Origin of the sequence: Streptomyces sp. NPDC001568 (assembly GCF_042893755.1) — a bacterium.
Classification (GTDB): domain Bacteria; phylum Actinomycetota; class Actinomycetes; order Streptomycetales; family Streptomycetaceae; genus Streptomyces.
Window position 1 is genome coordinate 29,437 of record NZ_JBIAVF010000036.1, and the last position, 11,980, is coordinate 41,416.

Below are 11,980 nucleotides of genomic sequence, written 5' to 3' on the forward strand. Positions count from 1 at the left end.
TCATTCCAACTGCCGACATCCGTCCACGGCTCACCCCCACATCGGTGAGGAAAACCGGCTGTAAGAGCCGACTACTGCTCCAACCCGATCCTGCGAGACGATGTTCCCGCAGGCCAGGCAGATACCCATCACAGGTGTACGCCGATGGCGAACGGAAGCCGCCCAAATCAGCGTGTCGCCCCGATCCACTAGGAATGTCTTACCCGTAAGGACTGACACTCCATGCCGGTGGGCACCGTTCCCTCCGCTACGGGCGAACACGCTTGTGTCCCGAATGTGGGACTCCACTCTGCGGACGTTTACGTTCCGCATTGTTTCCGCCGCACTGCGTAACCCCGGAGCGTTCCGCGGAGTTGCTCGGGCATGGCCGTCAGCTCCGCGAGCTCCGTCAGTTCCGCCGGCCCCGTCGGTTCCGTCGGCGTGCCGCCGCCCCGTGTCCCGCCCGAGCACGACCTCCACGCAGCGTGGTCCCACTGGTACGAGGGCGTCCTCGGTTGGAAGCCGGCCGGCGGGTCTCCCGCACAGCTCGTCACCGGTGTCCGGTTCGACGTGCTGGAGCTGCCGGCGGATGCCGGGGCCGAGGTGCTGCGCAGGCCCGTCCCCACCGGTCCGGTGGCGTTGATGGGGCGCAGGATGCGCTTCCTGGTCGCTCCGGGGTCCGCCGAGGAGTTGGAGGCGCTGCTCGACTGGCTGGAGTGGGGCGGGGTGCCCCTCGACCTCGACGCCGTGGGCATCGGGGGCAGGATCACCGCTCCCGTACCGCCGGGGTGGTCGCAAAGCCCTCGGGGGGCCGCCGTGTGGCTGCGGCCCCCCGAGCTGGGGTGCGAGGCATCGCTGCCGTCCCTACCCGGTCCCGAACGGAGCTCCGGTCCCGGACTCGTACGACTGGTGGCCGCGGCGGCGACGGAATGCCACCGCGCCCGCCTGTGGCGGCGTACGCCTCAGCCCCTGGCTTCGTAGGCCTCTCGGATCTCGGCCGGAACGCGGCCTCGATCGTTCACGCTGAGACCCTTGGCCTTCGCCCATGCGCGGATCTCGGCGGTGTCCGGGCTGCCGGACGAAGCCGCGGCGCGGCCCTTCGTACGGCCGGCGGACGCGCGTCCGCCGGTGCGGCGGCCGCTCTTGGTGTACGGGTCGAGCAGCCCGCGGAGCTTTTCAGCGTTGGCGGTGGTGAGGTCGATCTCGTAGGTCTTGCCATCCAGAGCGAACGTCACGGTCTCGTCCGCCTCGCCACCGTCGAGGTCGTCGACAAGAAGGACCTGAACCTTCTGTGCCACCGGATTTCCTTTCATCGAAAATGCAGTACGCGGAAAGGAAACCGCTTTTGCCAGGAAAACACAAACCCCCGGCGAGAGGTTCAGGAGCGCAACAAGGCGGGAAACGTGCGCGATTCGGACATAGGCCACAGGGCGTCGGGGCCCTGAAAAAGCCGTCGTGATCGTTCACAGGTGGAGAAGCATCCGACTGTTGCCCAAGGTGTTCGGCTTCACTCGTTCGAGACCGAGGAACTCGGCGACACCCTCGTCATAGGAACGCAGGAGCTCGATGTAGACATCGGTCTCGACCGGGGTCTCGCCGATCTCGACGAAGCCGTGCTTCGCGAAGAAGTCCACTTCGAAGGTCAGGCAGAATACCCGGCTCACCCCGAGCCGACGGGCCGTCTCCAACAACTTGGCGAGCACCTGATGTCCTACGCCGACGCCCTTCAACTCGCGGTCGACGGCGAGTGTGCGTACTTCCGCGAGGTCTTCCCACATGACGTGGAGAGCCCCGCACCCCACGACCTGACCGTCGTCGTCGCGTTCCGCGACCCAGAACTCCTGGATGTCCTCGTAAAGGACCACCGGGGCTTTGTCGAGGAGGATCCGCTGCTGCACGTACTGGTCGAGCAGGCGGCGCAGCGCCGGAACATCACGGGTGCGCGCGCGGCGGATGGTCACTGTTTTCGCGTCTGCGGCGGAAAGCTCTCCCATACCCGGACGCTATCGCCCCGGCTCGGGTTCGTGCGCGCCGGACTCCCCTTCCGGTTCGGCGGGGGCGGGCTCGGGATCCGCGGGAGTCCCCGGATCGTCGTGCTGAACTACGCGCATGGCGTCGCGGAGGGCTTCGCGCTGTTCCTGGGACATCATGCCGAAGAAGGCGACGAGAGCGGCGGCCGGGCTGTCACTGGTCGACCAGGCTTCGTTCATCAGTGCGGCCGAGTAGGCGGCGCGGGTGGAGACCGCCGTATATCGATAGGCGCGGCCTTCGGCTTCCCGGCGGACCCAGCCCTTCTGATGGAGATTGTCCATAACCGTCATGACCGTGGTGTACGCGATGGACCGTTCCTGCTGGAGGTCTTCCAGGACTTCCCGAACGGTGACGGGGCGGTTCCATTGCCACACCCGCGTCATGACTGCGTCTTCGAGTTCTCCCAAGGGGCGAGGCACAACAGCACGATAGTGCGGAATCGACCGAATTGCCCGACCATTCGTCGGGCAACGCGCGGCCAACCGGTTCGACGGCCGCGGTCGGGGCGCCCGCCGCGGTCGCGCGCGCCGCCGGTCGCGCCCTTGTGCGGGCCCTTGCACGCGCCCCTGTGTGCGCCCCTGGTCGCGCCGCTACTTCTGCGGCTGCTGGGCGGCCTCGGCGCGGGCGATCACGGCGTCGACGGCGGCGTCTTCCTTGTTCTTGTTGGCACCGCCCTGGCTCTTCACGATCGTCACGACGAGAGCGATGAAGAACGCGGCCATCACGACGGGGGGCACGAGCGCGGATACGTAGTCCATGCCCCCAGCGTAGCCAGTGCCGTGACCGGAAAGGTGTGCCGGGTGGCGGTGTCCGGAGCGGTGCGTCGCGCGGCGCAGGGGCCCACGGCCCCTCGCCGGTCGCGACCTAGCCGACGGCGCGTCCGGCCGCCGGCGGCGGGGTCGGCTTGCGGCGCGGCGGGAAGACCTCGCCGGGTGTCGGGACGGGCCGCGCCGGCTGCCCGGGGCGCGGCTCCTCGGGCTTGCGGTCCGGGGTCGGCTTCGGCTGGGGCTGCCCCGAGGTCGGGGCCCCGGCGGAGCGGGGCTGCCCGGGGGTCGGGTCGCCGGCCGGGCGGGCCTCGTCGCGGCCGCCGGCCAGGGCCAGCAGTCGGGTGCGGGGTGCGGGCGCGGCGGCCGACAGGCGACGGCGTACGGAGCGCTCCGCGACGGTCCGGGCCCGGGCGAGGACCGCGGCCGCGACGGGGTTGCCGCGCAGGGCGCGCAGGGCCGCGAGGTCGTCGGGGACCGGCTCGTACCCGGCGGCCAGGGCGTCCTGGAGCAGTTCCAGGTAGCCGGGGAGGCTGCCGGGAAGGGCGTCCCGGTAGCGGGCCAGATCGGCCAGCAGGAAGGCTCTGAGCCGGCCCGCCTCCGCTACCGCGTCGTCCACCGACGCCGCGAGGCGCAGGCAATCCTGGACCTCGGCGGCCGTCAGGGGGGCCGAGGTGGGCTGGAGGGCGTGGGCGAGGAGGCGCCTGAGCACGAGCAGCTCGGCGGCGCCGAACGCCATGCCGCCGCGGGATCCGTAGGGCGTGGGCATGCGCCGAAGATACGCGCTAATCGGACAAAATCCCCCCAGGGTGGGGAATTTCGGCGCGGCGGGAACCGCGGCGGGATCGCTGCGGGACCGCTGCGGGAACCCGGCAGGGCACCGGCGGGTATGCCGGTGAGGCGCCGGTGCGGATGCCGGTGGGCGCCGGTGCGGATGCCGGTGGGCAGCGGTGAGGCGCCGACGGCGCCGCATTCCGGCGCCTCACGCGGCCCTCGAACCGTCCTCCGGCGATCGCCCGCCCGTTCCCGGGCGGCTCTCAGTCGGGGGTCTTCACCGAGTGCAGGAAATCGGCCCAGGCGGCATGCGTGGTGGCCATCACGAGGTGCGCGGGGTCGGCCCGGTCGGCGACCCGTACGAGCCTCCCGGGGGCGGCCGCGACGTAGACGCAGGCGTCCCCGTCGCCGCAGTAGGACGACTTCTGCCAGGCAGGCCGGGCGGCGTTCTCGGTCATCGTGTCTCCTCCGCCGTGGACGAGGGTCAGGGGGTTCTCGACCGGCACGCTATCCCCGCCCGAGTCGCACTCCGGCCATTTCCGCCAAAATCACAGCGCAAAAATTACCAACGCCGTATGAAGGGCCCCGCCGCGGGGTCGGCGCGGATCGGTCACCTCGGGAGCGGGAGCCCGTGCGTCCGACGACGCCGCCCGGGCCGACCCGTCGGATCGAAGCCGACGGTTCGAAGCCGACGGTTCGAAGCCGACGGTTCGAAGCCGATCGACCTGACCGGGGTGGGGGCGGCGCCGGGGGCCGGACACGCGACGGCCCCCGACCGGGTGGGCGGGGGCCGTCGGGCACGCGCGCCGGCGCGGCGCGGGAACCGCGCGTCAGGCGAACTTGGGCGCGTTGCGCTCGTACACCAGCCGCAGGCCGATCAGCGTCAGCCACGGCTCGTGGTCGTCGATCACCGAGGACTCGCCGAGGACGATCGGGGCGAGCCCGCCGGTGGCGATGACGCGCACGTCGTCCGGGTCGCCGCCCGGGCCCGCGAGCTCCTTGGACATCCGGGCGACGATCCCGTCGACCTGGCCCGCGAACCCGTAGACCACGCCCGACTGCATCGCCTCGACCGTGGACTTGCCGATGACGTTCCGCGGCCGGGCCAGCTCGATCTTGCGCAGTTGCGCCCCGCGCACGCCGAGCGCCTCCATCGAGATCTCGATGCCCGGGGAGATCACCCCGCCCACGTACTCGCCCTTCGCGGACACCGCGTCGAAGGTGGTCGCCGTACCGAAGTCGACGACGATCGCCGGGCCCCCGTACAGCTCGGCGGCGGCGACCGCGTTCACGATGCGGTCCGCGCCGACCTCCTTCGGGTTGTCCATCAGGATCGGCACGCCCGTCTTCGTACCGGGCTCCACCAGCACCGCCGGGACGTCGCCGTAGTAGCGGCGGGTGACCTCGCGCAGCTCGTGCAGGACGGAGGGCACGGTCGCGCAGATCGCGATGCCGTGGATGCCGTCGCCCAGCTCGGTGCCGAGCATCGGGTGCATCCCCATCAGGCCCTGCATCAGGACGGCCAGCTCGTCGGCCGTCCTGCGCGGGTCGGTCGAGATGCGCCAGTGCTCGACGATCTCGTCACCGTCGAACAGGCCCAGGACCGTGTGGGTGTTGCCCACGTCGATGGTGAGGAGCACCGCTTACACCGCCTCGCGCAGGTCGAGCCCGATGTCCAGGATCGGCGAGGAGTGCGTCAGGCCGCCGACCGCCAGGTAGTCCACGCCGGTCTCCGCGTAGCCGCGGGCGGTCTCCAGGGTGAGCCGCCCCGAGGACTCCAGGGTGGCGCGGCCCGCGACGAAGGCGACGGCCTCCTTCGTCTGCTCGACGGTGAAGTTGTCCAGCAGGATCAGGTCGGCGCCCGCGTCCACGACCTCGCGGACCTGGTCCATCGTGTCGGCCTCGACCTCGACCGGCACCTCCGGGAAGGCCTCGCGGACGGCCTTGAAGGCCTGCGCGATGCCACCGGCGGCGATCACGTGGTTGTCCTTGACCAGCGCCGCGTCCGACAGCGACATGCGGTGGTTGACGCCGCCGCCGCAGCGGACCGCGTACTTCTCCAGGGAGCGCAGGCCCGGCGTGGTCTTGCGGGTGTCGCGGACCTTCGCGTCGGTGCCCTCCAGGACGTCCGCCCAGCGGCGCGTGGCCGTCGCGATGCCCGACAGCCGGCACAGGATGTTCAGGGCGCTGCGCTCGGCGGTCAGCAGGTCACGGGTGCGGGCGCGCACGGACAGCAGTACGTCGCCCTTCGCGACCCGGTCGCCGTCCTCGGCGTGCCGCTCGACCTCGAAGGACTCCGTGCAGACGACGGAGAACACGGCCTCGGCGATGCGCAGGCCCGCCACGACGCCGTCCTCGCGGGCCACGAAGTCGGCGATCGCCTCGGCCTCTTCGGGGACGGTGGCGACGGTGGTGACGTCGACGCCGCCGTCCAGGTCCTCCGACAGCGCCATGTGCGCGATGTCCTCGACCTCGATCGGGTCCAGGCCCGCGTCCTCCAGGAGCTGCGCCAGCGCCGGGTCCAGGCCGGACTCCTCGCCCTCGCCGCAGCCGCAGTCGTCGCCGCAGCCGCCTTCGTTCTGGTCGATCAGGGGAAGTTCGGGGGTGCTCACGTCACTGCTCCATGCTCGGGGGGTTGAGGGGGACGTCGACGGACGGGAAGTCCGCCGAGTCGGTGGGGGTGACGACCAGGGCGCGCTTGCGCGTCGCCGACAGTCGCACCACGAGGTGGCGGCGCCAGTCGGCGTCGTCGCGGTCGGGGTGGTCCTCGCGCCAGTGGCAGCCGCGGGTCTCCGCGCGCCGCTGGGCGGCGGCGACCAGGACCCGCGCCACGCACAGCAGGTTCGTCGCCTCCCAGGTCTCCACCCCCGGTACAGCCGTCTTGCCGTGGCTCTCCAGCTCGCCCAGCGCCCTCGCGTACAGGGTCTCCAGGGCCTCGGCGGCCGCGGCCAGCGAGGCGGCGGAGCGGAGCACGCCCGCGCCGTCCGTCATGATCCGCTGGACCTCGTGGCGCGCCTCGGCCGGCTGGAGGGGGCCGGTGGCGGGCGCCGGGGTCTCGGGGCGGCTGCCGGACGGCGTGCGGGCGACGATGTCGTCGGCGATCCGCTCGGCGAAGACCAGCCCCTCCAGGAGGGAGTTCGAGGCCAGCCGGTTCGCGCCGTGCACGCCCGTGCAGGCCACCTCGCCGCACGCGTACAGGCCGGGGACCGTGGTGCGGCCCTGGAGGTCCGTCCGTACGCCGCCGGAGGCGTAGTGCGCGGCCGGCGCGACCGGGATGGGCTCCGTCACCGGGTCGATGCCGTGGGACCGGCAGGCGGCCAGGATCGTCGGGAAGCGCTGCTCCCACATCTCGGCGCCGAAGTGCCGGGCATCGAGGTACATGTGCTGGACGCCCTGCTCCTGCATGCGGCGCATGATGCCCTTGGCGACGATGTCGCGCGGGGCCAGCTCGGCCAGCTCGTGCTGCCCGGTCATGAAGCGCACGCCGTCCGCGTCGACGAGGTGGGCGCCCTCGCCGCGGACCGCCTCCGACACCAGGGGCTGCTGGCCCTCGGCGTCCGCGCCGAGGAACAGCACGGTCGGGTGGAACTGCACGAATTCGAGGTCGGAGACCTCGGCGCCCGCGCGCAGGGCGAGGGCCACGCCGTCGCCCGTGGAGACCGACGGGTTGGTGGTGGCGGAGAAGACCTGGCCCATGCCGCCGGTCGCGAGGATCACGGCCGGCGCGTGGACGGCGCCGACGCCGTCGTGCTGGCCCTCGCCCATCACGTGCAGGGTGACGCCGGCCGTACGGCCCTCGGCGTCCTGGAGCAGGTCCAGGACCAGCGCGTTCTCGACGGTCTCGATGCCGGCGGCGTGGACCGCCTCGACCAGGGCCCGGGAGATCTCGGCGCCGGTGGCATCGCCGCCCGCGTGCGCGATGCGGCGCCGGTGGTGGCCGCCCTCACGGGTCAGCTCTATCTCGCCGGTCTCCGCCGAGGTGTCGAAGACGGCTCCGGTCGCGATCAGCCGGCGCACCGCGTCGGGACCCTCGGTGACGAGGAGCCGGACGGCCGCCTCGTCGCACAGGCCCGCGCCCGCGACCAGGGTGTCGTCCAGGTGCTGCTCGGGGGTGTCGCCGTCGCCGAGCGCCGCGGCGATGCCGCCCTGCGCCCAGCGGGTGGAGCCGTCGTCGAGCCGTGCCTTGGTCACCACGACCGTACGGCGGCCCGCGGCGGCGCAGCGCAGCGCCGCGGTCAGCCCCGCGACACCGGATCCGACGACCACGACGTCCGCTTCGACGGCCCAGCCGGGCGCCGGGGCGTGCAGTCGTATGCCGGTTCCGGTGCCGCTGCTGTGCGCAGGGCCTCTGCCTGTGGTGCTCACGCGTGTGCTCCGAATTCCAATGGGATGTTGTCGATCAGCCGGGTCGTGCCGACCTTCGCCGCGACGGCCAGCACGGCCCGTCCGGTGAAGCCGTGGCCGACGTCGGCGAAGTCCTGGGGGTCCACCAGCGCCAGGTAGTCCAGCACCAGCGGCGGCTCGTGCCGGCCCGCCTCCTCCAGGATGTGGCGGGCCGCCGCCCGTACCGCGTCCGGCAGTCCGGAGCGCGCCGCCGACACGGCGTGCGCGTCGGCGGAGGCGCGGATCTCGCCGAGCCGGGCCAGGGCGGTCGCCCGCTCGTCGCTCGCCGGGGCGGCCTCGGCGCGGGCGCGCAGCGCGGCCTGGGCGGCGAGCCGGTCGCGGCCCGCGAACAGGGCCCGGGACAGGGACAGGGCCGTACGCCGCTCCTCGGCGGAGAGGTAGCGGTTGCGGGACGACAGCGCGAGACCGTCGTCCTCGCGGACGGTCGGTACGCCGGCCACCTCCACGGGGAAGTTCAGGTCGGTCACCATGCGCCGGATCAGGGCCAGTTGCTGGGCGTCCTTCTGGCCGAAGAGGGCCAGGTCGGGGCGGGTGAGGTGGAGCAGCTTCGCGACGACGGTGAGCATGCCGTCGAAGTGGCCGGGGCGGGTGGCCCCTTCGAGGCGCTCCCCCATGGGTCCGGCCGCCACCCGCACCTGCGGGGCGCCGCCCGGGTAGACCTCGTCGACGGCGGGCGCGAAGACGGCGTCCGCTCCGGCCTCCCCGCAGATCACGAGGTCGGCGTCGAGGGTGCGGGGGTAGCGGTCGAGGTCCTCGTTCGCGCCGAACTGGAGCGGGTTCACGAAGACGGTGACCACGACCTGCCCCCGCGGGCCGGCTTCCTCGCGGGCGGTACGGATCAACGTGGCGTGGCCCTCGTGCAGGGCGCCCATGGTCATGACGACGGCGCGGCGGCCGGTCCGGGGAAGCGCGTCGAGCTCTGCGGCGGTGTTCAGCAGGAGCGGGCCGGTCATCGCTCGTCACCCTCCGGTTCGGCGGCGTCCCCGGGGCCGGTCCCGGGGCCTGCGCCGGTGTCCGCGAGGACGCCCAGCAGGTCCTCGGCGAGCTCGGGCTTGAGCAGTCCGTGCGCGAGGGCCCGGTCGGCGGTGGTGCGGGCCATCGCCAGGTAGCCGGCGACGGTGGCCGGGGCGTGCTTGCGCAGCTCCGAGACGTGCGCGGCGACGGTACCGGCGTCTCCTCGGGCGACGGGCCCGGTGAGGGCGGCGTCACCGGAGCGCAGCGCGTTGTCGAGGGCCGCGCCGAGCAGCGGGCCGAGCATCCGGTCGGGGTGTTCGACGCCCGCCTTGCTCAGCAGCTCCATCGACTGGGCGACCAGGGTGACCAGGTGGTTCGCGCCGAGGGCGAGGGCCGCGTGGTACAGCGGACGGTCGCCCTCCGCGATCCACTCGGGTTCCCCGCCCATCTCGATGACCAGGGCCTCCGCGGCGAGCCGCAGCTCGTCGGGGGCGGTCACGCCGAAGGAGCAGCCCGCCAGGCGCTGCACGTCGACCTCGGTGCCGGTGAACGTCATCGCGGGGTGCAGGGCCAGCGGCAGGGCGCCCGCCCGGCGGGCCGGGTCCAGCACGGAGGTCCCGTACCGGCCGGAGGTGTGCACGAGGAGCTGGCCGGGCCGGACGGCCCCGGTCTCGGCGAGCCCCTCGACGAGCCCGGGCAGGGTGTCGTCCGGGACGGTCAGCAGGACCAGGTCGGCCCGCTCCAGCACCTGCGCGGGCGGCACGACCGGTACGTCGGGCAGCATCCGCTCCGCGCGGCGCACGGAGGCGTCCGAGACGGCGGACACGGCGACGGGGCGGTGCCCGGCCTGCTGGAGGGCCCGGGCCAGGGCGGGGCCGACACGACCTGCGCCGACGACGCCGACGGCGAGCCGGGCGGGGCGGTCGGACGGATCCCGGGACTCCGTCTGATGGGGTGCGTTCACGCGGGGAAAGCCTTCCGTTCCAGTCCGCGGGGGGTACCGGACGATACGCCGCCATGCTAGCCCCTGGGGGGCGGGGGCGATCGGCGGCGAGGACGGGCCCCCGGGGGCGGGGGCGGGCGGCTCCGGGGGCTCGGGGCGGGCGGGCGATCGGCGATGATCAGGGGCATGACTGACGACGCGGAACGCGGGGAGCGGCTGCTGGCGGCATGGCGGGGGGCCGACCGGACCCTCTCGCACAGCCTGCTGGAGCCCACGGTCGGTGAACTGCTGGCGGGGCTCGCCGAGGCCCCGTACGACATGGACGCGCCGGCCGACCTGTACGGCGACGGCGTCGTCGGCGACCTGGAACGCCGCGTCGCCGAACTGCTGGGCACCGAGGACGCCGCGTTCTTCCCCTCCGGAACGATGGCCCAGCAGATCGCGCTGCGTTGCTGGGCCGGCCGCACCGGGAGCCCGGTCGTGGCCCTGCACCCCATGAGCCACCCGGAGCGTTGGGAGGGCGGCGCCCTGTCCGTCGTCTCCGGGCTGCGCACGGTCCACCCGGTGGCGGAGGCCCGCCAGCCCACCGCCGCCGAGGTCCGCGAGCACCCGGAGCCCTTCGGCACCCTGATGCTGGAGCTGCCCCTGCGCGACGCCGGGTTCCTGCTGCCCGCCTGGGAGGAGCTGACGGAGCTGGTCGACGCCGCCCGGGAGCGGGACGCCGTGGTCCACTTCGACGGAGCCCGGCTGTGGGAGACCACCGTCCACTTCGGCCGACCGCTGCCGGAGATCGCGGCGCTCGCCGACTCCGTGTACGTCTCCTTCTACAAGTCGCTCGGCGGCCTGAGCGGCGCCGCCCTGGCCGGCTCCCGGGCCTTCGTCGAGGAGACCCGGATCTGGCGCCACCGGTACGGGGGCCAGATCTTCCGCCAGTTCCCGCAGGCCCTGTCCGCCCTGGCCGGCCTGGCCGAGGAACTCCCCCGCCTGCCGTCCTACGTCGCCGGGGCCCGGATGGTCGCCGAGGCCCTGCGGGAGGGCTTCGCCGAGGCCGGCCTGCCCTGGTTCCGGATCAACCCGGAGGTGCCGCACACCCACCAGTTCCAGGTGTGGCTCCCCTACGAGCCGGACCGCCTCACGGAAGCGGGCCTGCGCCTCGCCGAGGACACCGGCACGGTCCTCTTCCGCCGCTGGTCCCCCGACGGCCCCCCGGGCCTGGCGATGACGGAACTCGAAGTCACCGCCCCGGGCCTGACCTGGACCCCGAAGGGCGTCCGGGAGGCGGTGGCGGGCTTCGTGGAACGGCTGGGCGGGGCGTAGGGAGTTGAGCGGGGGAAGCGGGGCGTGGGGAGCGGGGGCGGACGTACGCTTCCCGCATGGGGGACGTTGAGGCGCAGGACCGTCGCGGGAGCGGGGGATCGGACGCGTCGCACGCCGACTGCCGCCGTGTCCACGGACACGAGGCCCGTGCGCGGTGCCTTCCCGAGCCGTGGATGTGCGACGTCTTCCTGGTCGACGGCAGCCTGCGCGACATCCGGGTCCTCGACGTCGAACGCGCTGACTGGATCGCGGTCCTCGACCACCTGCGGTCCGTGGCCGACGTGACCGAGGTGGAGCATCCGTACGCCCAGCTCGATCCGGTACGGCCCGCCGTGGCCGACCTCTTCCGCGCCCAGTGGGACGAACCGGAGGGGCAGGGAACGAACTTCGCCTTCCGCGCCCGGTTCGACGGCGTGTGGTTCTGCGCGCTGCCCTACGACGAGGAGGAGATCGAGTTCTCCCTGTGGCCGGACGACGTCGTCGACGGAGCCGACGTGGCGGCCGTGCTGCGCTTCCTGACCGAGGTGGGCACGGCCTGCGGACGCCGCGTGCTGCTCACCGGCGAAACCACCCGGTACCACCCGAACCTGCCCACCCTGATCCACCACGACCCCACGACGGGCCTCAGCCACGGCATTTGACGGGTGTGGGGGGGGCTGCGGGGGCGGGGGGCGGGCGGGGCGGTTCGGAAGGGGCGGCGGCGATGCGCAGGCGGGTGGGGCGGGGTGCCCGTGATCCGGATCGGGGAGGGTTTGGTGGTTTCCCGCCGGTCTCATCGTCTCTTCGTGGCGGGCCGGTCCCTCAAGGGCGCTCC

14 protein-coding genes are annotated in these 11,980 nt (G+C 73.2%); 3 read left to right on the top strand and 11 right to left on the bottom strand.

The genetic code is table 11. The features are described 5' to 3' along the window. Positions 1-363 precede the first annotated feature (363 nt). The gene (locus tag ACFY0I_RS39185; RefSeq protein WP_388904554.1) at positions 364-960 is read left to right on the top strand and encodes an SCO3374 family protein; all 597 of its coding nucleotides are present in this window, start codon (positions 364-366) and stop codon (positions 958-960) included. Here ACFY0I_RS39185 and ACFY0I_RS39190 read toward each other — a convergent pair. From ACFY0I_RS39190 to ACFY0I_RS39240, 11 genes are all read right to left on the bottom strand, one after another. Further along, positions 942-1,277, bottom strand: coding sequence for an Lsr2 family protein (locus ACFY0I_RS39190; RefSeq protein ID WP_388904556.1), 336 nt, complete (start codon positions 1,275-1,277; stop codon positions 942-944). The genes ACFY0I_RS39185 and ACFY0I_RS39190 overlap by 19 nt on opposite strands. A 165-nt stretch (positions 1,278-1,442) precedes the next feature. Beyond that, entirely contained in the window at positions 1,443-1,973 is a 531-nt protein-coding gene (locus ACFY0I_RS39195; protein ID WP_388904557.1) for an amino-acid N-acetyltransferase, read from the bottom strand. A 9-nt stretch (positions 1,974-1,982) separates the two neighbouring features. Beyond that, a complete protein-coding gene (locus ACFY0I_RS39200; protein WP_388904558.1) occupies positions 1,983-2,429 on the bottom strand; it encodes a BlaI/MecI/CopY family transcriptional regulator in 447 nt (148 codons plus the stop codon). A 171-nt stretch (positions 2,430-2,600) separates the two neighbouring features. Then, the gene (locus tag ACFY0I_RS39205) at positions 2,601-2,768 is read right to left on the bottom strand and encodes a hypothetical protein (RefSeq protein ID WP_362882126.1); all 168 of its coding nucleotides are present in this window, start codon (positions 2,766-2,768) and stop codon (positions 2,601-2,603) included. A 106-nt stretch (positions 2,769-2,874) separates the two neighbouring features. After that, positions 2,875-3,513 (bottom strand): hypothetical protein, encoded by a 639-nt coding sequence (locus tag ACFY0I_RS39210; RefSeq protein WP_388904570.1) that lies wholly within the window; start codon positions 3,511-3,513, stop codon positions 2,875-2,877. 298 nt (positions 3,514-3,811) lie between these two features. Continuing rightward, entirely contained in the window at positions 3,812-4,006 is a 195-nt protein-coding gene (locus tag ACFY0I_RS39215) for a DUF397 domain-containing protein (protein ID WP_388904559.1), read from the bottom strand. 372 nt (positions 4,007-4,378) lie between these two features. Continuing rightward, the gene (locus ACFY0I_RS39220) at positions 4,379-5,188 is read right to left on the bottom strand and encodes a type III pantothenate kinase (RefSeq protein WP_388904560.1); all 810 of its coding nucleotides are present in this window, start codon (positions 5,186-5,188) and stop codon (positions 4,379-4,381) included. Positions 5,189-5,191: 3 nt separating this feature from the next. Continuing rightward, complete coding sequence (gene nadC / locus ACFY0I_RS39225) at positions 5,192-6,160, bottom strand: carboxylating nicotinate-nucleotide diphosphorylase (RefSeq protein ID WP_388904562.1); 969 nt, start codon at positions 6,158-6,160, stop codon at positions 5,192-5,194. Between the two features lies 1 nt (position 6,161). Then, a complete protein-coding gene (locus ACFY0I_RS39230) occupies positions 6,162-7,913 on the bottom strand; it encodes an L-aspartate oxidase (RefSeq protein WP_388904563.1) in 1,752 nt (583 codons plus the stop codon). After that, positions 7,910-8,905 (bottom strand): pantoate--beta-alanine ligase, encoded by a 996-nt coding sequence (panC, locus tag ACFY0I_RS39235; protein WP_388904565.1) that lies wholly within the window; start codon positions 8,903-8,905, stop codon positions 7,910-7,912. Before panC ends, ACFY0I_RS39230 begins: the two co-directional genes overlap by 4 nt. Then, positions 8,902-9,870, bottom strand: a complete 969-nt coding sequence (locus ACFY0I_RS39240) for a Rossmann-like and DUF2520 domain-containing protein (RefSeq protein ID WP_388904567.1) — start codon at positions 9,868-9,870, stop codon at positions 8,902-8,904. Before ACFY0I_RS39240 ends, panC begins: the two co-directional genes overlap by 4 nt. Before the next feature lie 165 nt (positions 9,871-10,035). Between ACFY0I_RS39240 and ACFY0I_RS39245 the strand changes: the two genes are divergently transcribed. Beyond that, positions 10,036-11,166 carry a threonine aldolase family protein gene (locus ACFY0I_RS39245; protein WP_388904568.1) on the top strand — a complete coding sequence of 377 codons (1,131 nt, stop codon included), beginning with the start codon at positions 10,036-10,038 and terminating at the stop codon, positions 11,164-11,166. A gap of 56 nt (positions 11,167-11,222) precedes the next feature. Further along, complete coding sequence (locus ACFY0I_RS39250) at positions 11,223-11,807, top strand: hypothetical protein (RefSeq protein WP_388904569.1); 585 nt, start codon at positions 11,223-11,225, stop codon at positions 11,805-11,807. Positions 11,808-11,980: the final 173 nt, after the last annotated feature.